At 70.0% G+C, this 22,119-nt stretch carries 20 protein-coding genes and 3 pseudogenes; 3 read left to right on the forward strand and 20 right to left on the reverse strand.

Going from position 1 to position 22,119, the window contains the following annotated elements:
• Nucleotides 1–283: 283 nt before the first annotated feature.
• The 12 genes and pseudogenes from HET64_RS12835 to HET64_RS12890 all read right to left on the reverse strand — a co-directional run bounded on the left by HET64_RS12835 (nucleotide 284) and on the right by HET64_RS12890 (nucleotide 14,197).
• Nucleotides 284–1,444: pseudogene (locus HET64_RS12835) on the reverse strand (IS701 family transposase).
• A gap of 1,150 nt (nucleotides 1,445–2,594) precedes the next feature.
• On the reverse strand, nucleotides 2,595–4,034 hold the full coding sequence (locus HET64_RS12840; RefSeq protein WP_215104973.1) for an amino acid permease: 1,440 nt from the start codon (nucleotides 4,032–4,034) through the stop codon (nucleotides 2,595–2,597).
• A gap of 50 nt (nucleotides 4,035–4,084) precedes the next feature.
• Complete coding sequence (locus HET64_RS12845) at nucleotides 4,085–5,863, reverse strand: hypothetical protein (RefSeq protein WP_251145242.1); 1,779 nt, start codon at nucleotides 5,861–5,863, stop codon at nucleotides 4,085–4,087.
• A 71-nt stretch (nucleotides 5,864–5,934) separates the two neighbouring features.
• Nucleotides 5,935–7,170 carry a kynureninase gene (gene kynU / locus HET64_RS12850; protein ID WP_215104976.1) on the reverse strand — a complete coding sequence of 412 codons (1,236 nt, stop codon included), beginning with the start codon at nucleotides 7,168–7,170 and terminating at the stop codon, nucleotides 5,935–5,937.
• Nucleotides 7,164–8,228, reverse strand: a complete 1,065-nt coding sequence (dmpG, locus tag HET64_RS12855; RefSeq protein WP_215104978.1) for a 4-hydroxy-2-oxovalerate aldolase — start codon at nucleotides 8,226–8,228, stop codon at nucleotides 7,164–7,166. The genes kynU and dmpG overlap by 7 nt, the downstream gene beginning before the upstream one ends.
• Nucleotides 8,225–9,139 (reverse strand): acetaldehyde dehydrogenase (acetylating), encoded by a 915-nt coding sequence (locus HET64_RS12860; RefSeq protein ID WP_215104980.1) that lies wholly within the window; start codon nucleotides 9,137–9,139, stop codon nucleotides 8,225–8,227. Before HET64_RS12860 ends, dmpG begins: the two co-directional genes overlap by 4 nt.
• Nucleotides 9,136–10,158, reverse strand: a complete 1,023-nt coding sequence (locus HET64_RS12865; protein ID WP_215104982.1) for an amidohydrolase family protein — start codon at nucleotides 10,156–10,158, stop codon at nucleotides 9,136–9,138. Before HET64_RS12865 ends, HET64_RS12860 begins: the two co-directional genes overlap by 4 nt.
• Nucleotides 10,155–10,727 (reverse strand): 3-hydroxyanthranilate 3,4-dioxygenase, encoded by a 573-nt coding sequence (locus HET64_RS12870; RefSeq protein ID WP_007447576.1) that lies wholly within the window; start codon nucleotides 10,725–10,727, stop codon nucleotides 10,155–10,157. The genes HET64_RS12865 and HET64_RS12870 overlap by 4 nt, the downstream gene beginning before the upstream one ends.
• Nucleotides 10,724–11,161: a RidA family protein gene (locus HET64_RS12875; protein ID WP_215104984.1), complete on the reverse strand. Its 438-nt coding sequence runs from the start codon at nucleotides 11,159–11,161 to the stop codon at nucleotides 10,724–10,726. Before HET64_RS12875 ends, HET64_RS12870 begins: the two co-directional genes overlap by 4 nt.
• Nucleotides 11,158–11,931 carry a 2-keto-4-pentenoate hydratase gene (locus HET64_RS12880; protein WP_215104992.1) on the reverse strand — a complete coding sequence of 258 codons (774 nt, stop codon included), beginning with the start codon at nucleotides 11,929–11,931 and terminating at the stop codon, nucleotides 11,158–11,160. Before HET64_RS12880 ends, HET64_RS12875 begins: the two co-directional genes overlap by 4 nt.
• The gene (locus HET64_RS12885; protein ID WP_215105000.1) at nucleotides 11,928–12,773 is read right to left on the reverse strand and encodes a 2-keto-4-pentenoate hydratase; all 846 of its coding nucleotides are present in this window, start codon (nucleotides 12,771–12,773) and stop codon (nucleotides 11,928–11,930) included. Before HET64_RS12885 ends, HET64_RS12880 begins: the two co-directional genes overlap by 4 nt.
• Nucleotides 12,770–14,197 carry a 2-hydroxymuconic semialdehyde dehydrogenase gene (locus HET64_RS12890; RefSeq protein WP_215105002.1) on the reverse strand — a complete coding sequence of 476 codons (1,428 nt, stop codon included), beginning with the start codon at nucleotides 14,195–14,197 and terminating at the stop codon, nucleotides 12,770–12,772. The genes HET64_RS12885 and HET64_RS12890 overlap by 4 nt, the downstream gene beginning before the upstream one ends.
• Before the next feature lie 171 nt (nucleotides 14,198–14,368).
• Here HET64_RS12890 and HET64_RS12895 point away from each other — a divergent pair, with 171 nt between their 5' ends.
• Together HET64_RS12895 and HET64_RS12900 are read left to right on the forward strand one after the other, a co-directional pair.
• Entirely contained in the window at nucleotides 14,369–15,316 is a 948-nt protein-coding gene (locus HET64_RS12895; protein WP_215105004.1) for a LysR substrate-binding domain-containing protein, read from the forward strand.
• A gap of 234 nt (nucleotides 15,317–15,550) precedes the next feature.
• Nucleotides 15,551–15,783 (forward strand): annotated as a pseudogene (locus HET64_RS12900) (transposase); the annotation flags it as partial.
• Nucleotides 15,784–15,821: 38 nt separating this feature from the next.
• Here the strand turns inward: HET64_RS12900 and HET64_RS38985 are convergent.
• Both HET64_RS38985 and HET64_RS12910 read right to left on the reverse strand, forming a co-directional pair.
• The gene (locus HET64_RS38985) at nucleotides 15,822–16,769 is read right to left on the reverse strand and encodes a PP2C family protein-serine/threonine phosphatase (RefSeq protein WP_251145244.1); all 948 of its coding nucleotides are present in this window, start codon (nucleotides 16,767–16,769) and stop codon (nucleotides 15,822–15,824) included.
• A 65-nt stretch (nucleotides 16,770–16,834) separates the two neighbouring features.
• Entirely contained in the window at nucleotides 16,835–17,116 is a 282-nt protein-coding gene (locus tag HET64_RS12910; RefSeq protein ID WP_215105006.1) for a hypothetical protein, read from the reverse strand.
• A 99-nt stretch (nucleotides 17,117–17,215) separates the two neighbouring features.
• On the opposite strand from HET64_RS12910, the gene HET64_RS12915 reads away from it, so the two are divergent.
• Nucleotides 17,216–17,617, forward strand: a complete 402-nt coding sequence (locus HET64_RS12915; RefSeq protein WP_215105008.1) for a hypothetical protein — start codon at nucleotides 17,216–17,218, stop codon at nucleotides 17,615–17,617.
• A 48-nt stretch (nucleotides 17,618–17,665) separates the two neighbouring features.
• On the opposite strand, the gene HET64_RS12920 is transcribed toward HET64_RS12915, so the two are convergent.
• The 6 genes and pseudogenes from HET64_RS12920 to HET64_RS12945 form a co-directional block, all read right to left on the reverse strand.
• Nucleotides 17,666–17,923 (reverse strand): hypothetical protein, encoded by a 258-nt coding sequence (locus HET64_RS12920; protein ID WP_215105010.1) that lies wholly within the window; start codon nucleotides 17,921–17,923, stop codon nucleotides 17,666–17,668.
• A 241-nt stretch (nucleotides 17,924–18,164) separates the two neighbouring features.
• A complete protein-coding gene (locus HET64_RS12925) occupies nucleotides 18,165–18,743 on the reverse strand; it encodes a DinB family protein (RefSeq protein WP_215105012.1) in 579 nt (192 codons plus the stop codon).
• Nucleotides 18,744–18,867: 124 nt separating this feature from the next.
• A complete protein-coding gene (locus HET64_RS12930; RefSeq protein ID WP_215105014.1) occupies nucleotides 18,868–19,632 on the reverse strand; it encodes a bifunctional 2-polyprenyl-6-hydroxyphenol methylase/3-demethylubiquinol 3-O-methyltransferase UbiG in 765 nt (254 codons plus the stop codon).
• A gap of 283 nt (nucleotides 19,633–19,915) precedes the next feature.
• Nucleotides 19,916–20,203 (reverse strand): muconolactone Delta-isomerase, encoded by a 288-nt coding sequence (locus HET64_RS12935; protein ID WP_215105016.1) that lies wholly within the window; start codon nucleotides 20,201–20,203, stop codon nucleotides 19,916–19,918.
• Between the two features lie 95 nt (nucleotides 20,204–20,298).
• Nucleotides 20,299–21,789 carry an aldehyde dehydrogenase gene (locus HET64_RS12940; RefSeq protein WP_215105017.1) on the reverse strand — a complete coding sequence of 497 codons (1,491 nt, stop codon included), beginning with the start codon at nucleotides 21,787–21,789 and terminating at the stop codon, nucleotides 20,299–20,301.
• Nucleotides 21,786–22,119: pseudogene (locus HET64_RS12945) on the reverse strand (ABC transporter ATP-binding protein); the annotation flags it as partial. The gene HET64_RS12940 and the pseudogene HET64_RS12945, both read right to left, overlap by 4 nt.

A 22,119-nucleotide genomic window follows, 5' to 3' on the forward strand; every position in this document is an offset into this window, starting at 1 on the left:
TGGTCGCCGTCACCGGCTTCGAAGCCGCCCGCGCCGAAGCAGAGCAGCACGGCGCCGCCGGCGAGCGCCCCATGATGCAGGTCCGCCTCGCCCTAGTACTGCAACGGTCTTTGTTCTGATGTGTGGGCAGATTCGGGTGGTGTGTGGCCGCGTCGTTTGTAGTGGCTGATCCGGGCTTGGAACTGTCGTCGTCGGCGCCAGTGTGACCAGTGCAGGACATGGTCGATGAGGTTGGTGCGGGGCCGGGCCAGGCGGGTGGTCAGTCGCCGGATTTCGGGGAGGGTCAGGGCGATGAGCTGGGAGGATCCGTTTCTGCTTTGTCGGTGTCGAGCGCGCGGGCCCGCAGGACGGTCAGGCAGGCGTGGGCGGCCATGGCGAGGGTGATGTGGCGGTGCCAGCCGGGGTAGCGGCGGACCTGGTAGTCGTCCAGGCCGCACTCCTGCTTCGCGGTCTGGAAGCATTCCTCGACCGCCCACCGGCTGCCCGCGACATGGATCAGCTCGTCGAGGGTTGTGCCGGCTGGGCATTAGGCGATGTAGTACGAGATCTGATCGGGTCGGCTCACGCTGCGGCGAGCGATGACCCAATACCGGCGGTCCTCACGGTGCCAGGGCCGGACCTCGGCCCTGGCCCAGTCGTAGACGCGTGGCCCGTGGGCTCCGTTGCCGCAGGAACGACGCTTCCACTTCTGCCTCGGCAGCCCGGGAAACAGGTCATGGACGGGATGATCCATGGCCCAGCGGGACACGACCGTGTCGTGCCGGGTGGTAGCCATGACGTGGAAGACGTCAGCCCGCTCGAGCTCGGTCCGCCAGCCCTTGCTGAAACCGTAGGCGGCGTCCGCCGTTACCCACCGGAACGGGATCTTCTCCGTGATCGCCCGGCGGACCATCGTCTTGGCGATGGCCACCTTCGTCTCGAAGGCGACCGTGTCCTCGATGCCCGCGGCCCGGCAGCGTTGCCGGTCATCGGTCCATGATGTGGGCAGATACAGACGCCGGTCGATCAACGTGCGGCCGCGTTCGCCGGCATAGGCGAGGAAGACGCCCACCTGGCAATTCTCTGTCCGTCCCGCCGTTCCTGAGTATTGGCGCTGGACCCCGGCCGAGCGGACCCCCTTCTTCAGGAAGCCCGTGTCGTCCACGATCAGCACCGCACCGGGGTCACCCAGTTGCTCGACCACATAGTCACGCACGTCGTCCAGGACCTCATCGGCGCCCCAGTCACATCGGTTCAGCAGCCGGTGCATCCGGTCAGGGCTGCCATGCCCAGCCTCCTCCGCGAGCGTCCAGCCGTTCTTCCGCTCCAACGGCGCTATCAGCCCCCGCATATACGCCAGCGCCGACTCCCGCGGCTCCGACCGGGCAAACCGGTACACGAACCGCTCATGCATCTCACCCAGACCCGCCGCCCACACCCTCACATCACCAAGTCCCCCACCCATAACCAGCCCAACGACCAACCTGGCCACCAGTCACGCCAAACGCCGTTGCAGTACTAGGTGCGGTCAGCGGCAGGCCGACCGGAGCGGCGGAGACGAAAGGGTGGCTCTCGTGCAGAACCAAGCCAACCACCTCATCGAGCAGTCGATGAAGGAGTGGGATCGCGTCAGTCAGGGCGCGGGGCCTGGGCGGTGAGTCGGGGTTCTGGTCCGTCACTGGTCCGGAACAGCTGGTCACAGGCGGGAGAGAGGTGGGAAGAACTGGTAGTTACCACGTAAACGGGGCCCTGACCCGAGTGGGTCGAGCGGAAGGCGCCTGACGGACAAAAGCCCAGCTCAGGCGCCTTCTCGCGTCCTCCTAGAAGAAGCCGAGCTTCTTCGGCGAGTACGACACCAGAAGATTCTTCGTCTCCTGGTGGTACACGCCTCGCGTGGCCCCTGACCAGCAGAAACGGCCACTATGCGGCCAAGCTGTAGGCGGCTGGTCCGCGAATGGCCCGGATCTTGGTCGGCAGAGAGCGTACCCCTGACCGTTGACCCGTGACGGCGGCGAGCTGGCACGCGGACGAGGGGTGTGCTGACAGGGCTCCACGGATCGTGCCTCGACCTGACGCGCTGGACTGCCGACCGCCGATGTGAGTTCACTGGCCAGGAGCGCCGACGCCATGCGGTCTCGGCACGCGCGCACGGGACCGCGTTCGACGACCGGTCGGCCGCCGATGCGGAGCTGACGCTGCCTAGCCTGCTGACCCCGCTCGGCACCATTGGCAGAACCGACCTCGCCGGCCGAGCTGAGCAGCAGGACGAGCGGGTCGCACTTTCTCGACACGCCGGCGGAGTACCAGTGGGCGCGCGACGCAGCCGGGCTGATGCCGTCCACGGTCGACCAGCTGGTCAAGCCAGTGCTGGAGATTGACGAGCACTCTGACCTCGTGCCGTGGCAGCTCTCTCCGACGATGCTGGACCGCTACTTCGCGGGACCGGGGAAGGCCACTTCCCGGGCTCACCGCGTGGGCTCCATCCAGCTGCGTGATCGGCCCGGACGTCCCGCGGGGCGCCGCCGGGGAACAGCGACGCCTCGCGAGGTGTGAGACGTGTACCGTGCAGCTGTCGAGGGTTGGATGACTAGGGGTGATGCCTCTGGGCCGGGCCTCTACCTCTGCCGTGTCCGGCGCAAGGTGAGCAGGCCGTGGCAAGCGAAGAGCACCGCGGTGAAGGCAAGGCCGATACCGGCGGCCTGGCGCATGTCGGGGACCTCCACCGCCGTGGCGGCGACTGTCAGCACCCCGACCACGGCCACGACCGCCAGCTTCCCGCCGCCCGGAACGCTGAATCCGGTGAACTCCTCGGGGTTCGCCTTGCGGTGGCGTCGGAAGGCGATGTAAGAGGCGACGATCAGCAGCCACACCAGGAGGACGGCGAAGATGGCGATCGACATCATGATGTTGAAGAGGCCGCTGACGTCGTAGAAGGCCAGCAAGGCGGCGACGGCGATACCCAGGGACGAGACGGCCAGGGCGATCGCGGGGACGCCGCGCTTGCTCAGCTTGGCCGTCGGCGCCGGGGCCAGGCCGTCGTCTCCGAGCGAGTGCAGCAGTCGGGACGCGCCGTACAGGTGGGCGTTGGCGGCCGACATGGCCGCGATGAGCACGACCGCGTTGGTGAGGGTCGCCGCGGCCGGCACGCCGACCTCGGAGAAGACCCGCACGAAGGGGCTCGCCTCGACGCTTCCGTCCCCCTCCGCCAGCTTGCGCCACGGGATCAGCGCGAGGACCAGGGTGATGGCGAGAAGGTAGAAGAAGCTCAGCCGCCAGGCCAGCTGGCGCATCGCGGTACGGATGGTGCGCTGCGGGTCGACCGCTTCCGCGGAGGCGATGGCGACGACCTCGAACCCGGCGTAGGCGAACATCACCACGGACATGGCCAACCAGATGGATTCCAGGCCGTGCGGCATGAAGCCACCGTCGTCGGAGAGGTTGGCGAAGCCGGAAGCCTCCGTGTCGGGCAGACCGAAGAAGACCAGCAGTGCGGCGCAGAGGATGAACGCGCAGAGCGCGATCACCTTGATGCTGGAGAGCCAGAACTCCGTGGTGCCGAAGGACTTCACACTGATGATGTTGACCGCGAGGACGATCGCGGCGACCACCAGGATCGCCGCCGACATCGGCACCTCGGGCCACCACCAGCGGATGTAGAGCGCGGAGGCGACGACCTCCGTACCGATGACGACGACGGCGCTGAACCAGTACAGGTAGCGGCTGAGGAACCCGGCCCACGGGCCGAGGTAGCGGTGCGCGATGGTGCCGAAGGAACCCTGGACCGGATGGGCGGCGGACATCTCGCCGAGCAGGACGGCGATGATGGCGACCAGGACCGCGCCGATCGCATACGCGACGATCACGGCGGGGCCGGCCACGGATATCGCGGTGCTGGAGCCGAGGAAGAGTCCGGTGCCGAGCGCGGAGCCCAGCCCGATCATGGTGGTCTGCCGGTGGGTGAGGGAGCGGACCAGTCCTTCACCGGCGGGCGACGGTCTGGTGCCGTCGGCTTCGGAGGGCGGGGCGAGCGGTGCGGAGTCGCTGGGTGCGGCCATGGCGGTGGGGCCCTTCTGGAAGGTGATGGGGGAGGGAGAGGGGCAGCGACTCAGAATTCGCTGGTGCGGAACGGCTCCGCCGGTGCGTTCAGTTCCGGCTTGCCCAGGACCTTCGGCGAGGACAGTGCGTAGATGCCGTGGTTGGTCAGCGTCCACGCGATGTTGCGGTCCCACTCCACGTACACGCCGTGGGTCTGGTTGCCGTAGGCGTAGTCCGCGGTGGAGGGACCGTACGCCTTCGGAACGAAGTACGCCGATATCTCCGGCGACGCGGGCTTGGAGACGTCGAAGAACTGCACGCCCGCGTTGTAGAAGCCGTAGCTCAGGACACCGGGGGTGTGCCGGCCCGGGTTGGTGTAGTAGCCGGTGCGCTTGGGTCCGAAGCTGCCGCGGCGCTGGCAGTAGTCGTCGATGCCGGCGGCCTTCGGCGGGGTCGGGCGGGGGAGGACGCCGACGACGCGGGGCTTCTTCGGATCCCGTGCGTCGATCTGGTAGACGTCCTTGTAGGGCTCGTAGCAGTCCTCGGTGAGCGGGTAGCCCGAGTAGTAGATCATTCCGGTTTTCTCGTACTGGGAGACGTCGATGTTGTCACCCTCGGTGCCCGCGACGGAGGCCGGCAGGTCCAGGTGGCTGACGGTCTTCATGTTCGCGGGGTTCGAGACGTCCAGTACCGTCAGGCCGTAGCCGCCCATGGCGGCGAAGGCGTAGCGTCCGCCCTTCTCGACTGGCTTGGGGAGGAAGAGCGGCATCCGGGCACCCATCCAACTGGTCCGGTTCCCGCAGCGCGGGTTGTTCCGGTACGCGGCCTCCTCGCCGGTGCGCTGGCCCGGCAGGTGCCAGGTGTCGAGGAGCTTCGGGCGGGCCGGGTCGGACATGTCCCAGGACTGGTAGCCCGCCGAGTGCAGATTGGTGGGGTACTCGGTGCCGGAGTAGGAATCGTTCGGCGCCGCGGCGATGAACATGTACTTCTCGCCGGTCCAGTGCGGCACGTCGATCGAGCCGGAGCCCTGCTGCGCCGTGGCCGGGTCGGTGTTCAGAGGGTCGGCCTGCGTGGAGTCGGTGGAGACCGTCGTCAGCAGCTTCCAGTCCTTCTTGCGGGGGCCGTCCAGGCGGAACACCTTGAACCCCTTGAGCCCCGGCTTGGCCCGCAGCTTCGCGACGCCCTCCGGGTTGTTGAACTTGTCCTGGGGCGGGTGGTCGGAGAGTTCCGAGATCTGGCGTCTGCTCTCGAAGCTCTGGACCATGACGTACGCGTTCAGCTTCTTGTTCCACTGGATGGTGGACGCGCCCCAGTAGTCGTGCGCCGCCCAGTCGCCGTTCGCCCGGGCCTCGTCGCCGCCCACGTCCTCGCGGCTCATCCTCTCGACCACTTTGACCTTCTTGACGTCGGTGATGTCGTAGACGCGGCCGTCGGAGCGGCTGTACTGGAAGAGGTAGCGGCGGCCGTCGAAGTCGACGATGTTCTGCCAGGTGTGGAAGTAGTCGGGGGTGAAGTCGGCTCCCTCATAGGCGGCTTCGACCTTCATGTTCTTGATGTACGAACGGGTGTCGTACTTCTTGTTGCGGCCCGGGAAGGAGTGTTCGTTCTGCTCGTCGACCGGGGTGAGCGCGGGATGCCGGAAGCTGCCGTCCAGTTGCATGCCGTACGAGCCGGGGTCGGCCGGCCCGGGGCGGCGGTCCTCGCACGCGTCGAGGATGTCGGGGTCGGTGGCGGCGACGGCCGTGGCGCCGGTGGTGTCCGCGCCGGAGACACCGGGAGCGAGGAGTGTGGCCGTGGTGGCGGCGGCGACCACCGCGGCGAGGGCGGCGTTTCTGCGGAGGGGACGCATCTGACGGTCCAATCGGAGCAGGAAGGGAGCGGGATGTGGCGTGTGCCCCTGGGGCGGGCGCGCGGGCCGAATCAGGTGACGGTGGGGCGCTGCCGGAATTCGGGGCTGCGGTGGTCGCCGTCGGTCACGACGGCGAGCAGTTCGCGGACGGCGTGCAGGACGTCCGCGTGGGTGACGTAGAGGGCGTTGAATCCGAACCGGAGCAGGTCCGGGGCACGCATGTCGCCGATCACACCGCGGGCGGTGAGCGCGGCCACCAGCGGGTACGCCTCCGAGTGGCGCAGGGCGACCTGGCTGCCGCGGCGGGCCGGGTCGCGCGGGGTGGCCATGGTGAAGCCGAGGCCGTCGAGGAGTTCGTCGGCGCACTCCTGGAAGAACCCGGTCAGGGAGAGGTTCTTCTCCCGTACGGCCGTCATATCCACACCGTCGAAGGCCGTCAGCGCGGCTTCGAGGGCGAGGAGCGACAACAGCGGCGGAGTGCTGATCCGGGCCCGGCTGATGTCCGCCCCAGGGGTGTACGTACCCGCCATGGCGAACGGCTCCGCGTGTCCGTGCCAGCCGGTGAGGGGGTGGTCGAAGTCCGGCTGGTGCCGCCGGGCAACATAGGCGAACGCGGGCGCCCCGGGGCCGCCGGAGAGGTACTTGTAGCCGCAGCCGACCGCGAAGTCCGCCTCGATGGAGTCGAGTTCGACGGGGAGGGCGCCCGCCGCGTGGCACAGGTCCCAGTGCATCAGGGCACCGGCGGCGTGCGCGGCGGCGGTGAGCGCGGCCATGTCGTACAGCTCGCCGGTGCGGTAGTCCACCGGGGCGTAGGCGGCCACGGCGATGTTCCCGGCTTCGGCGGCCAGCACCGCGGCAGCCTCGCGGGCCGGCACCCGGCGGACGTCGAGCCCGAGGAGTCGGCCCACCGAGTCGGCGATGTACTGGTCGGTGGGGAAGTGGTCGGGATCGGTCAGCAGCAGTCGGCGTCCGGGGCGCATCCGGGCAGCGGCCAGCAGGGTGTTGAAGAGTTGGACACTGGTGGAGTCCCCGACGACCGTCTGCCCGGGGGCCGCGCCGATCAGTCGGCCGAGTGTGTCGCCGGTCCGGACCGGCGCCTCCCACCAGCCGTTGCCGTTCCAGGAACGGATCAGGTCGGTGCCCCACTGACGGTGCACGGCGTCCTCGACGACCGCCGGGACGGCGGCGGGAAGTGCGCCCAGGGAGTTGCCGTCGAGGTAGACGACGCCTTCGGGGAGGAGGAAGCGGGCGCGGACGTGGGCGAGGGGGTCGGCGGCGTCGAGCGCGGCGGCGCGTTCGGTCAGCATGGGGTGTCTCCGTCGTCGTGTGAGGGGGCGCGCCCGGGGGCAGGGGCGGCTTCGCGGTCCCTGGCGAGATCGAGCGCGATGTCCGTGAGCAGGTCCTCCTGCCCGCCGACCAGCCGCCGCCGTCCGGCCTCGACCAGCAGGTCACGGGTGTCGAGCCGGTGGCGCAGGGCCGTGTTCTCGGCGTGCCGCAGGAAACTGGAGTACACCCCGGCGTACCCGAGGGTGAGGGTCTCCCGGTCGACCCGCACGGGCCGGTCCTGCGTCGGTCGTACGAGTTCTTCGGCGGCGTCCATGAGCGGGAACAGCGCGCAGCCGTGTTCCCAGCCCATGAGATCGAACACCGCCACCGTCGGCTCCAACGGCGCGTTGCCGGCGCCGGCGCCCTGCCCGGCGAGGGAGGCGTCGACGCGGTACGCTCCCGCTTCCACCGCCACGATGCTGTTGGCCACGCCCAGGCCGAGGTTGTGGTGGGCGTGGATGCCGATCTCGGTGGCCGGATCGAGGGCGTCGCGGTAGGCGCGGACCCGGTCCCGTACGCCGTCCATGGTCAACCGGCCGCCGGAGTCGGTGACGTAGACGCAGTGTGCGCCGTACGACTCCATGAGGCGGGCCTGTGCGGCCAGTTCGGTGGGCGGGGCCAGGTGGGACATCATCAGGAAGCCCGACACGTCCATGCCCAGTTCGCGGGCCAGGCCGATGTGCTGGGCGGAGATGTCCGCCTCGGTGCAGTGGGTGGCGACGCGGACGGAGGTGACGCCGAGGGAGTGGGCACGGCGCAGATCGTCGGCGGTGCCGATGCCGGGCAGCAGCAGGGTGGTGAGCCTGGCGCGGTCGAGCACGTCGGCCGCGGCTTCCAGCCACTCCTCGTCGGTGTGTGCGCCGGGGCCGTAGGTGACGGACGAGCCGGACAGGCCGTCGCCGTGGGCGACTTCGATGGCGTCGACACCGGCCGCTTCGAGGGCGGCGGCGATCGTCCGGACCTGTTCGAGGGTGTAGCGGTGCGACACGGCGTGCATGCCGTCCCGCAGGGTGACGTCCTGGACGTAGACCTTGGTCATCGGGCCCGGCTCCGTTCGGCCAAGCGCTCGGCGGTGCGCAGCGCGGCGGAGGTCATGATGTCGAGGTTTCCGGCGTAGGCCGGGAGGTAGTGGGCGGCGCCCTCGACCTCCAGGTAGACGGAGACGAGGAGCCGCCCGCCGAGCCCGAGTGCCGTCAGCGGATCGTCGGACGCCAGGGAGCGGAACTGCGGCTCCTGCTTGAGACGGTAGCCGGGCACGTATGCGGCGACGGAGTCGACCATCGCGTGGATGGAGGCGGCCACCCGCTGCGGGTCGCAGTCGTCGACGACGCAGTGGACGGTGTCGCGCATCAACAGCGGTGGTTCGGCGGGGTTGAGCACGATGATCGCCTTGCCACGGGTCGCGCCGCCCACCTGCTCGAGGGCGCGGGAGGTGGTCTCGGTGAACTCGTCGATGTTGGCGCGGGTGCCCGGGCCGGCCGACCGGGAGGAGATCGAGGCGACGATCTCCGCGTAGTGGACCGGTGCCACCGCCGATACGGCGGCGACGATGGGGACGGTGGCCTGGCCGCCGCACGTGACCATGTTGACGTTGGGTGCGTCGAGGTGCTCGTCGAGGTTGACGGGCGGTACGACGTACGGGCCGATGGCCGCGGGGGTCAGGTCGATGATCGTCTTGCCGTACGGCGCGAGGGCTGCGGCGTTGTGGTGGTGGGCGGCGGCGGACGTGGCGTCGAAGACCACGTCGATCTCGTCGAATCCGTCGAGGGAAAGGAGCCCGGTCACTCCGCCGGCGCTGGTGGGCACGCCGAGGCGGCGGGCCCGTGCGAGCCCTTCCGACTCCGGGTCGATGCCGATCATCGCGGCGGCGGTGACGTTCCCCGATCCCCTGATGATCTTGATGAGGAGATCGGTGCCGATGTTGCCCGATCCGATCACGGCTGCCTTCAACGGACGGCCTCCTTCGCCAGCGGTGCCAGACCGAAGAAGCGGATGGCGTTGCCGCCGAGGACGGCGGTCCGCTCTGCCGGGGAGAGTTCGCTCTCCCGCACGAGCCGGCCGATCTCCTCCTCACCGAGCGGGAAGGGGTGGTCGGAGCCGAGCAGCACCTGCTCCACTCCCATCACGTCCACGAGGAGCCGTAGCGCGCCGAGGTCGAAGACGGCCGAGTCCACGGAGAAGCGGTCGGTGTAGGACGAGGGCGGGTGCGGACTGTCGGCGCGTACGAGGTCCCGGCGGCGCCAGGCGTTGTCGGCCCGTCCCAGGAGGTACGGGAAGCTGCCGCCGCCGTGGGCGAACATCAGCCGGAGCGAGGCCGGGAGGCGTTCGAAGGCGCCGGACAGGATCAGCGAAAGGATGGTCAGATGGGTCTCGCCGGCCATGCCCGCGAGCCAGGCCAGCATGTACCGGGAGAACCTAGGCCCGGACGGCAGGTCCCAGGGGTGGACCAGGACTGCCGCGTCCTCTTCGGCGCAGTGGGCGAGAAACTCGACCAGCGCGCCGTGGTCGAGGTCTCGATCGCCGAGGTGGTTGCCGATGTGGACGCCGCGGAAGCCCTGTCCCATGGCGTCGCTGACCATCGCACAGGCGGCTTCGGTGTCCTGGAGGGGCACCTGGCAGAGCGGGGACAGCCGGTCCGGGGCGTGCGCGGCGTACCGCAGCAGATGCGCGTTGACCGTCCGGCACCACTCGACGGCGCGCTCGGGTTCGAGGTCGTAGCCGAACAACATGGGGGTACTGGACAGCACCTGGACGTCCACGCCGAGCCGGTCCAGGTCGGCGACGCGTTCCGCCGGGTCCCACAGGGTGCGGCTCACCGGCCGGTACTCGGTGGAACCGGCCATCATCATTCCGGTGCCCGGTCCGTCCGTGGTGCGCAGCCAGGGGCCGTTGTCGGAGCCGGTGAGCAGCCGGGATTCGGCGCGCCCGATCTCCGGGAAGACGTGGGCGTGCACGTCGACGACGGTCACGCTCCTGCCTCCTCGTCGCGGCGGGTGCGTGGACGCAGCCGTTCGGGCCAGTCCCGGCCGGGGTGCACGGCGGCGCAGTGGGGGCAGGTGCGCGCGGCCGTGTCGGCGTAGAAGGCGCCGAACACCGGAGGCAGGTCATCGACGATCGAGGTGAGCTGGACCTCGCTGCGGTGCACCAAGTGGTGGCACTCCATGCAGTACCACTCGAACGCGTCGAGGTGCCCTTGCGGTCGGGCGAACTCGACGACGAGGCCGATGCTGTCCTCCTCCGGCCGCTGCGGGGAGTGCCGCAGGTGCGCCGGGGCGAGGAACACGTCCCCCTCGCGGATGTGGATGTCGCGCGGCGGCCGTCCGTCCTCCTCCATGACGCGGAGCACCATGTCGCCCTTGAGCTGGTAGAAGAACTCCTCGATGGGGTCGTCGTGGAAGTCGGTGCGCCGGTTGGGTCCGCCCACGACCGTCACCATCAGATCGGCGTCCTGCCAGATCTGGACATTGCCCACCGGCGGCTTGAGCAGGTGTCGGTTCTCCTCGATCCAGGACTGGAGGTTGAACGGTCTCATGGTCATCGGTGCTGTTCCTCGCTCTGGTGGAGGTGGCCGCCCCGGGGGAGGTGGGCCACGCCGCTGATCTCGATCAGAAGGTGGGGATGGGGCAACTGGTGGACGGCGACGGTGGTGCGGGTCGGCCCGTGCTCGTCGAAGTACTCGGCGTAGACGTCGTTGTAGCCTCCGAAGTCGTTCATGCTGACGAGGTACGTGGTGACCGACACCAGGTCGTCGAGGCCGCCGCCGGCCGCGGCGAGCAACGCCGCGATGTTGTCGAGCACGGCCCGGGTCTGGGCCCGGACGTCGAGGTCGGTCACGCCCATCGGGTCGACGTTCGCGCCGACGAAGGTGCCGTCGGGGCGCCGGGAGCTGGTGCCGGAGACGAAGACGAAGTCGCCCGCGCGCCTCAGGTGTGGGAAACGGCCGCGGGGCGGCGCGGCGCTGGGGACGATCACGCGTCCTCCTCGGTGATGGTCGGAGCGGTGGTGGCGGTGAACTGGACGGCACCGAGTCCCGTGACCGACGCCCGTACGTGTGCACCGGGGGGCAGCGGTACGGCGGCGGTCGCCGCGCCGGCGAGGATCACGGTGCCCGGCTCCAGCGAACCGGCGAGCCGGGCCGCCGCCGCGAGGGCGCGCAGCGGATGTCCGAGGATCGCCGCGGTGGAACCGGACTCCACCGGGCGTCCGTCGAGTTCCAGCAGGACGCCCAGGTTGCCCAGTCCGCTCGCGGCACCCGGTTCTCCCCAGGGCCCCACGGCGTAGGCCGCGGCCGAGGTGTTGTCGGCGATGACCTCGGGCAGGGAGAACCGGAATCCGTCGTACCGGGAGTCGATGACCTCCAGCGCGGGCGCCACGGCCGCGACGGCCGCCCACGGATCGGCGCCCGGACGCAGGGTGCTCCCCAGGAGGAACGCCACTTCCGGCTCGACCCGCGGATGGATCAGCCCCGAGATGTCGTACTGTCCCCCGTCGGGGATCTCCATCCGATCCGTGAGCCGTCCGTGGATCAGATCCGCAACGCCCATCTGCCGCATCTTGGCGAGGCTGGTGAAGCCGAGCTTGAAGCCGGTGAGCCGCTCGCCGCGGTCCAGCCGCCGCACGATGAGGGCGTCCTGGACGGCGTACGCCTCGGCGGTGTCCGCCAGTCCGGTGGCACCGCCCGGCAGTGGACGCGCGTCCACTGCCGCACGGTCGAGGGACTCGGCCAGAGCCGTGATGTTCATCGGACCGCCCCTTCCGTGTCGACGCGCCCGAAGGCAGCGCGCACCGATCCGAGCCCGTCGATCCGGGCCTCGAGCACATGACCCGGCTCGACGGCGGCCATGGGACCGAGCGCGCCGGTGAGCACCGTGTCCCCGGCCAGCAGCGGGCTGCCGAGCCGGACGAGTGTGTCCGCCAGCCAGACGGCCGCGTGCAGTGGGTTGCCGAGGCAGGCGACACCCACGCCGGTGGAGACGGGCTCGCCACGGCGCTCCAACACCATGCCGGCGGACCGCAGATCGAGTTCCCGCAGTAGCACGGGTCGCGTGCCCAGCACGTACGCGCCGCTGGAGGCGTTGTCGGCGATGGTGTCCACGGCGGAGATGTCCCAGTCGCGGATCCGGCTGCCGACCACCTCGATGGCGGGCAGCACGAAAGCGGTCGCGCGGATCACGTCGGCCACCGTGTGCCGCTCGTGTACGAGGTCACTCTCGAGGACCAGGGCGACCTCGGCCTCTGCCCTGGGCTGGAGCACCGAGCCCCAGGGGATCTCGGCGCCGTCCGGTACGGCGGTGTCGTCGAGGAGAGCTCCGAAGTCCGGCGTTTCAACGCCGAGTTGCCGCTGTACCGCGGTCGAGGTGAGACCGATCTTCCAACCCGTGATGCGCCGGCCGCGGGCGAGGCGCCCTTCGGTCAGGAGGGACTGGACGGCGTAGGCGGCCTCCAGGTCACCGGGCGGCAGGAGGTCGCGGACCGGTGCACACGGAACGCCTGTGCGGTGCGCCTCGTCGAGCCGCTCGGCGGCCCCCGTCACCGGGTCGCGTGGGGCGCCCGTCCTGGCCGCGGTGTCGTCCGTCGTACTCACAGTTTCACGCACACATTCATCGGTTCGGAGAAGAAGTCGAGGGAGTGGTCGCCGCCCTCACGGCCGATCCCGGACGCCTTCACACCGCCGAAGGGTGCACGGAGGTCACGCAGGTTCCAGGTGTTGACCCAGGCGGTGCCGACCTCCAGGGCGGGGGCGACGCGGTGGGCGCGGCTCACGTCACCGGTCCACACCGTGGCGGCCAGTCCGTACGGGCCGGCGTTGGCGAGGGCCAATGCCTCGTCCTCGGTGTCGAACGGTGCGAGGTGTACGACCGGGCCGAAGATCTCGTCCCGTACCGCCGGGTGGTCCTCCGGTAGTCCGGCCAGCACGGTGGGTTGCACCCAGAAGCCGCCGTCCCGCTCGTCCCCGAAGCGCGGTACCCCGCCGCCCGCCAGGACCTCCCCGTCGGCGGCGGCCCTCTCCAGGTGGCCCAGCACCTTGTCCCGGTGGGCGGCGGAGACCATCGGGCCGTAGCCGGAAAGTTCTTTCGCGCCTGTGGCGAGCGCGGCGGCGAACGCGTCGAAGACGGGCCGTTGCACGTACAACCGCTCGGTGCACAGACAGATCTGGCCGCTGTGGGTGAAGGCGGAGCGGAGAGTGCCGGCGACCGCCTGCTCAAGATCCGCGTCGGCGAAGACGAGTCCGGCGTTCTTGCCGCCCAGTTCGAAGGAGACCGGTGCCAACCGCTCCGCAGCCGCCCGCATGATCATCGATCCGGTGCGCGACTCGCCCGTGAAGGCGACGGCGTCCACGCCGGGGTGCTCGGTGAGCCACTGGCCGGCCGCGTCCGCGCCCGGGCCGTGCACGAGGTTGAAGACGCCCGGCGGAACCTCCGCCTCGGCCAGCACCTCGGCCAGCAGGCAGGCCGTTCCGGGGGTGAGTTCGGACGGCTTGGCCACCACCGTGTTGCCGGTCGCGAGGGCGGGTGCGACCTTCCAGCTGAGCAGGAGCAGCGGCAGGTTCCACGGCGAGATCACCGCGACGACGCCGAGCGGCTTGTGGACGGTGTAGTTCAGCGCGCCGCGGCCGTCCGGGGTGGCGGTGTGCCAGGATCGTTCGCCGCGCCCGGTCAGGAGCCCCGCGTAGGAGCGAAAGTTGGCCACGGCCCGGGGGATGTCGACCGTCGAGGCCAACGCGCGCGGCTTGCCGGTGTCGGCGCACTCGGCCGCGACGAACTCCTCGAAGCGCCGCTCGATCCCGTCGGCGATCCGGTGCAGCAACCGCGACCGCTCGGTCGGGCTCCATACCGCCCACGGCCCGCGAAGCGCTTCCCGGGCCGCACGAACCGCCCGGTCGACCACCTCCCGGGACGCCTGCGGTACCTCGCCGGCAACACGCCCGGTGACCGGGTCGACGAGCGGGAGCGGCACGCCGGACGCGTCGAACCCGCCTCCTACGTAATGCCGTACGGGTGAACTCACGCTGTGAACCTCCGTCATCCAGCCGGGGCATGTCCGAAAGTCGCCCCCGGGTGTGCCGGTATAGTGCACCCATCCAGCTATGCCGATCCAATGCCAATCGGCGCGTCAGCTATAACAATCCTGGTATGGCAGGGGGGAACCGCCCTCCGTACCCGGAAGGAGCCCGCCGCGATGGACCTCCTGGACGGCCGGTTGAAGTTCCGGCACCTGATTCTGCTCATCGCGGTGTACGAGCGCGGGAGCGTCGTACGGGCCGCGGAATCACTGCACCTCACCCAGCCGGCCGCGACCCGCACCCTTCATGAGCTGGAGGCCGTCGCGGACCTGCCGCTCTTCGTCCGCGTACCGCGCGGGATGCGGCCCACCGTCTACGGCGAAGCCCTGACGGAGCACGCCCGCGCCGTGGTCGCCGAGATGCGCCGGGCCGGGGACCACCTCACCGGACTCCGTCAGGGGCGGGACGGCACCGTGACCGTGGGCACCCTGCTGGCCGGAGCCAATGTGCTCCTGCCCCGGGCGGTCGCAGGGCTCAAACGGGAACGGCCCCGGCTCACCGTCGTCGTTCGGGAGGGGACCCCGGACGTCCTCCACCCGGCACTGCTGGCAGGCGAACTGGACGTCATCGTGGGACGGGTGGGATCGACCCCCACGGAAGGGGACGGGCTGCGCCAACGGAAGCTCTACCGGGAGCCGATCCGGCTCGCCGTCCGCTCGGGCCACCCGCTCCTCGACACCGCGGACGTCACACTCGCGGACACCCTCGGATTCCCCTGGATCCTGCCCGTCGAGCAGACCGCCCTGCGCCAGGAACTCGGTGCCGTCTTCGTCGACCGGGGCCTCACGCCGCCCGCGGACCGCGTCGAGTGCACGTCCATCCTCACCATGCGGGCGCTGCTGCTCCAGACGGACATGGTGGCGCTCCTGCCCGAACTGGTCCTGCGCGAGGACGAGCACCTCGCCGCGCTCCCGGTCGAACTCCCTTCGGTGGGGCGTACGGTGGGCACCACCGAAGCAGCCCACCGGACACGCACCCCCGCTCTTCAAGCGCTGCTCCACCACCTCGACCAGGAAGCGGTCCTGCTGCGCGAGACGCTCGACGGGACGCCGGTGGTTGGTTAGCGGTGGTTTTCACCTGCTCCGCCCGCTTATCGGTCGATTCTCGGGGTGTTGGGTTACGGTACGGACGGGGTTGTCCTGGCGGGCGATGCCTGCAGGCCGGGTGGGGGTTGCAGATGGGGCGGAAGGCTATGTGTTCCTGTCTGATCCCAGGACGTCCGGTCTTCGCGGTCGTGTGCTTCTGTCGTCCTTGTTGTGCGCCTGGGCGCATTCGGTCCGGCGCGGTACGCCGGAAACGTGCCGAAGCGACGTTCGTATCCGAGTGATCTGTCCGATGCCTGCTGGGAGTCGATCGAGCCGGTCCTGGCCGCGTGGCGCTTTGAGCGCCGTGGCAGGGCCCTGGCTTCCGGCCGACCGCCCGAGCACGGCCTGCGCGACATCATGGACGCGATCTTGTACGTGGACCGCACCGGGGTCCAGTGGCGGCGCCTCCCGCACGACTCACTGGAACACCGTCTACGGCTGCTTCCCCGAAATGGGTGAGCACATCCCGGAGATCGACTTCACCTCACACCCGGCAGCATCGAGCGATCGGCGTAGATCGAAGACAGGGCTGGAGGCTGTCGAGATCATTCCCGGTACCGACGCAGAGGATGCAGGGCGCGAAGGAGGCCCCCACTCGGGTGGAAACACACCTCGCGTGCGGTGAGGGGACGGTTGCGGCCGGAACAAGCGGCTGTGCACAGCAACGGGCCCGAATCTCGGGTCCGGCATGACCGGTGGTCGACCCCGGCCTTCGCGCCGGTTGCCACGTGATGTCGTTCTTCCCGGCTCGGGGGGTGGCCCCCGCGGGCCCGGCATGCGGTGGTGCCGTTCTGACCGCGATCAGGGCGACGTCGTCCGAGCCGCCTCCAGCCATACCTTCCAGGATCTCGTCGCAGAACGTTGTGAGGGGCTCGCGGGCCAGGGCCGCCGCGTGCTGCATCAGGCGCGCCAGACCCCGGTCCAGATCTTCCTCGCGCTGCTCGACGAGGCCGTCCGTATAGAGCAGCACGGTCGAGTCGGGCGGCAGAGTGTCGGTCGTGGCAGGGCGGTGGACCTCGGGCTCCACCCCGAGCATGACGCCGCGGCCACCGGTGAGGAACCGCGTCTCCCCGTCGTGCGTCACGAGCAAGGGAGCGGGATGGCCCGCGACCGCGTAGGAGTACGGGCCCACGCCGAGCAGCGCCCGGGCGACCGGGGCCGCAGAACCTTCGGCCGGAGGCAGCAGCCCCTCGTCCAGGCCCGGGGACGTCACATCGGCGTCCCGGTGCTCGTCGACGATCCTGCGCAGCCGTCCGCGGTCGTCCAGCAGGTCGACCGCGCACCAGTCGGCGAGGCCGGGGATGAGCGTGCGGCAGAGTCGGCGGAGCCCCTGGTCCACTTCGAGCGTGCTGGAAAGGGCCTCTGCCGCGTTGATGAGCAGCGTGAGCCGGGTCCAGGGCGTGCTGAACCTCCTCGTCGACCTCGAAGGCATCTGCGCCGTCCGTGTCCCGTTCCGTGCCGGCCCCGTGGCGAGGCGTCCTCGTCGTTCACCACGCGTCAGCGTGAGGGCCACCGCCACTCGGGCGGGATGTTGGCGAGTTGTTTCAGTAGATCCCGGCCCTGAAGCTTCTGCTCCTCGAACGCACTGTGCCACCGGGCACCGTGCCCTACCCAGTAACCGCGGTAGTTCCGTAGTCCCATGACACTGGAGTCACCAACGTCGGACTCATTGCCGCAGCAGGGGCAGATGGCCTCGGTTGGCCAGCCACCCTCCCAGAAAACCTCGTCGTCGTATCCGCAGACCCGGCAGATGGTCTCGGTCTTGTCGTCCATGCTCATCTCGACCAGAGCTTACCGATCAACGCCAACGACATGACGTCTGAGAGGCCGTTGATGCGAGCTGTGATGAAGAGCCGTGAGAGGGCCGCGCTTGCGCGAGTGGACGAACTGCGTGCCGAATTCGAGCGGGTGCGGCCGGCTCTCGCCGACGCGGAAGAGGCGCTGAACCGCCGGGTGATTGATCTGGAGGAGTATCTCGAGGCACTTACCCAACTGGGAGGTCCCGAGCCCGCCGAGGCTTCAGGGCCGTCCGAGCCTGAGCCTGTTCGTGAGCCGGTGGTGGACGACGCGGCGGCACCGTCGACGGCCAAGGCTCGGCGGGTGGTGGCCCGCAGGAAGGACGGGGGCGAGGTCCACATTCTCGGCCCGGACTACCGAAGGATCATGGCCGTGTTCGAAAAGGCGGGCGGTGACCGATTGTCGGCGCGGCAAGTGGTGGTGGGCCTGGGCTGGGACGTTTCGGTTCCAGCCCGGGTGGAAGGTGCGCGCGGGGCAGGCTGACGCGGCTGGTCGCGCGGGACTGGCTTGCGGAGAGCCGGCCGGGTATGTTCACGCTGCCGGAGCGAGGTTCCGCCGTTGCTGCTGGCGGCAGGTGCCGTGGCGGGCGAGACGGCGGCTCATGACCATGGTCATCGACCACAGGACGAACGCCTCGCGGCTGCTCGCGGGGGTGACCAGCACTGCCAGGACGAGGCCGAGGCAGTCCACGACCAGGCGCCGCTTGCGTCCGTTGACCAACTTGCCGTCGTCGAAGCCGCAGGAGCCCGCGCCGACCACGGCGTTCCCTATCACCGGCTGCGAGTCCACGAACCCCGCGGTCGGCTCTGCACCCCGGCCTTTCGCCACGTGGACCGCGTCCCCTCAGCCGGTCGTGGAACTCCCTGATCAGAGCCTTGCCGCGCCAGCTTCGGAAGGACGCGAAGCCCCGTCGCAGGGCGGGAGGCGCGCCGGCAAGCACGCCGGCACTTCGAGGACACCCGCCCGATCGCTCCGGCGGTCCGCAACATCGACCGGACGGTGGAGTCCCTGGACCTGGTGAGCAGTCTCATCAAGATTGAACGCAGTGAGTGTCGGCCGCCGCCTGGATCCGGGCGTGGTACTGCCGCCACTGGGCGTCATCACCGAAGTCGTTGTGATCCGGTCCGGCCTTGCCGTCAATGAGTTCTCGCAGGACATCAGCGTGGCCAGCGTGCTGGGCCGTCTCGGAGACCATGCGAACCAGCAGGACACCCAAGGTGGTGGCCCGGCGATCTTCGGGCCAGTGCCCTACCTGGCCCGGGGTTTCGAGAGCGAGATCCGTAATGGTCCGGTCGGCGTGCGCGCAGGCACGTTGATAGAGCCCGATGATGTACTCGCTGGACTCCTCGGGTCTGGCCCACATGTCCGCGCCTTCCCAGATTGAACCGTCCTCGACCCAGGCCAGGGGTTCTGGTGCCGGCCGGCCAAAAGACTCGCCGAGGTATCCGTACTCAAGGCCTGCCAGATGCTTGACCAAGCCCAGCAGGTTCGCGGCGGTCGGCGTCATGGGCCGGCGCATGTCGTATTCGGTGAGTCCCTCCAGCCTGGAGATCAGACCGGCCCGTCCTGCCAGCAGCTTCCGGTGCAACTCGGCTTTGAGATCAGTCACGTGGTCCTCCTCTAAGGATGCGGCCACCCAACCACGCGCCCGTGACAAGAAGCCGACGATGAGCCCGAAGCTGACGACGACCGAAACTCACCCCACTCAACGCACCCTGATTCTGAAAAATCACTCAGGACTCGTCGACCGTTCGAGTGTCCTGGACGCTCAGGTCGGGGCGTTGTGCGAGGAAGACGAACTCTCTGCCCGGCCGGTCAGGTGCATCGCGCACGTCGTGCACCACGTAGCCGTGGGCGACCAGATCCGTCTCGACCTCGTCGCGCTCCCGGAAGCGCAGCGTCGAGTCCGAGGTGAGCACCTGTCCGTTCGCGGCGAAGGCGTAGGTCCAGCGGAAGGTCACCAGGGGCCGGCTCACGTCGATCAACTGGACCCAGCTCTCCACGGAGCCGGTACCCGGGATCTGCGTCACGTGGTAGGAGTGCTCGCGGGTCCACGCTTCCCAGGCGCGTCTGGCGGGATCACGGGTCTCGAACACCAGGTGCCCGCCCGGCCGTAGCGCATCGTAGGCTCCCTGGAGCGTCTTCTGCCAGGTGTCCGGATCAACGATCTCCTGGGCGACGTTCGCTGTCATCGTTGCGAGGTCGACCTGCAGCGGCGGGAGGGCTGTCGCGTCACCACAGATCCAGCGGACTCGCGCACTGCCCGGTTTGGCCCGGGCGACGTCGACGGATGCCTGGGCGGGATCGACACCGACGACGTCGACCCCGCGGCCGGCCAGGAGAAGCGCGAACACCCCGGTGCCGCAGCCGATGTCCAGAACCTGGCGCGCCCTGAGCTCTTGCGCCATTCGTAGGTAGGTATCGAGATCGCTGCGGTCGGGGTCGAGCTGGTCGTAGATCGCGGCGAGTCGTGGATGCCCGAAGCAGTCGTCAGCCATGCGGCCGAATGTAAGCAGAGTCCGGCGCGAAGGGCACCTGCGAGCGCGAACAGGGAGCAGCGACTTGTCCCCCCCCAAGCGCAGAGGGGACAGTGGTCCCGTGCAGAGTGCCGCCGCTACTCGCTTACGGCCCTGAGCACTCCCGACCTTCAGCAGGTCACCGGAACGGACCGCCAACTCCACCGGGACGATGTAGTCTCCGGCGGCCCGTCAGTGGACCGGAGGAACGAGGCCCGAAAGGTACTGTGTGCCGGAAGTGATTCCGGGTACTCCGCGCTGTACTTCAAGCTGCCGGTCCCGGGTCGACGGGGTGGTCGGCCAGGGCGTGCACGGTGACGTCCATCCACGGCCAGACCGGCAGCGAGGAGATGACGGCGTGGAGTTCGGTGGGGTCCGCCGCTCGCCACAGTCCCCAGTTCTCGGTCCGGCCGGGCACCCGCCACATGCGGACCAGCGTCCCGGACGCGGCGAGTTCGGCGGCGCGGCGGCGCTCGTCGTCGGAGACCTTCGTCTTGAGGTCGGGGTCCATGGTTTCGGGCCAGGTGATGTGGATGTTGACGAGGAACTCCATGGGATGCGTCCTGTTTCTGTTGGTGAGTGATTCCGGAGGCAGGCCGACAGGCTCGTGGCCCGCCGGGCCGGGTGGCCCGGCGGGGGAGGTGCGCGTCATTCGCCGAACGGGTCGGCCGGGGTGCCGTGTTCGGTGATGACGGACTTGGTCTGGAGGAACTCGGCTACGGCCTCGACGCCGTTCTCCCGGCCCAGGCCGGACTGTTTGTAGCCGCCGAACGGCACACTCCAGTGCAGCAGCCGGTAGGTGTTCACCCAGACCACGCCCGCCTCCAGCCGTCGGGCGACCCGGTGCGCGCGCGCCGCGTCGCGGGTCCAGAAGCCGGCGGCCAGGCCGTACTCGACGGAGTTGGCGAGCGCGACCGCCTCGTCCTCGGTGTCGAAGGGGTGCACCGTGACGACCGGGCCGAAGATCTCCTCCCGGCAGACCGCGAGGTCGGGTGCGGCGTCGGCCAGCACGGTCGGTTCGTAGTAGAAGCCCGCCCCGGCCGGCGCGGCGACGGTGGCCCGCTTTCCGCCGGTAACGGCTTGCGCGCCCTTCGCGAGGGCGTCGTTCACGTATCCTTCGATCCTTTCCAGAGCCGCTGCCGAGGCCACCGGCCCGACGTGGGTACGCGGATCGAGGGGGTCGCCGACCCGCAGTTGCCCGACCGCCTGCCCGTACCTGCGGAGGAACTCCTCGTACACCTCGTGCTGCACGAGGACGCGGGAACCCGCGACGCAGGTCTGGCCTGCCGCGGAGAAGGCGCCCTGCCGGGCCGCCAGGACGGCGGCGTCGAGGTCGCCGTCGGCGAAGACGATGTGGGCGGACTTACCGCCGGCCTCGCAGACGTAGCGCTTCATCCGCTCGGCCGCCTGCGCCCCGAGGGTCCGGGCGACGGCGGTGCTGCCGGTGAAGGTGACCATGGCGACGTCGGGGTGCTCGGTGAGGCGGCGGCCCTCTTCGGCGCCGCCGATGACGACGCCGATCACCCCGGGCGGGAACCCTGCCTCCAGGGCCAGTTCGGCCAGACGCACCGAGGAGGCCGGGGCCTGCGGCGGCGGCTTGAGGATCACGGTGTTGCCCGCGGCCAGTGCCGGAGCGAGTTTCCAGGAGCCGAGGGAGAGCGCGCCGTTGAACGGGGTGAGCGCGGCGACGACGCCCAGCGGTTCCCGTGTGATCAGCGCCCTCGCCGTGTCGCTGAGCGGACGTGAGACGTCCTCCATGGTCTCCGCCACGCCCGCGAAGTAGCGGTACCAACGGGCCAGGGCGCCGACTTCGCTCCTGGTGGCGGTGAGGGGTTTGCCGTTCGCCCGGGTCTCCAGTGCCGCGAGTTCCTCGGTGTGCGCGACCAGCACATCGCCGAGGCGGTGGAGCAGGTCGGCGCGGGCATGGGCGGGAAGCGCGCCCCAGGACGGGGCCAGGAAGGCGGCACGGGCGGCGTCGACGGCGGCGTCCACGGCGTCCGGGTCCTGGTGGGCACGGGCCCAGATCTTCCCGGTCGAGGGGTCGGTCAGCGGCACCGCCGTGCCCGCGGGGGCGCGCCGGGCCCCGCCCGTGTGGGAGGTGTAGTCGGGCAGGGCTGGCGGGGTTTCGGGGGTGGTCATGGAGCGGTGGTCCTTTCCGTGGCCGGGCCGTCCGTGCTGTGCGGGGCTACCGGGATCTTCGGGTCGTCCGTGGACGGGTGCTTCGGGGAGAGGGCGGCTCGTAGGCCGGGGCTGTCGGCGTGGTGGCAGGCCACCGTGTGTCCGTCCGCTCCGGCGGCGACGGTCGGGGGCGGCGCGCCTTCGCGGCAGACCTCGGTGGCGAACGGACAGGAGCGCTGGAAGCGGCAGCCGGGCAGTGGATCGGCCGGGTCCGGGGGTTCCGCCCGGGTGCGGATCTCGCTGCGGAGGCCGGGGGCGCGGGGGTCGGGCACGGGCACGGCAGCCAGCCCG

This window comes from Streptomyces sp. McG3 (assembly GCF_018619185.1).
GTDB lineage: Bacteria > Actinomycetota > Actinomycetes > Streptomycetales > Streptomycetaceae > Streptomyces.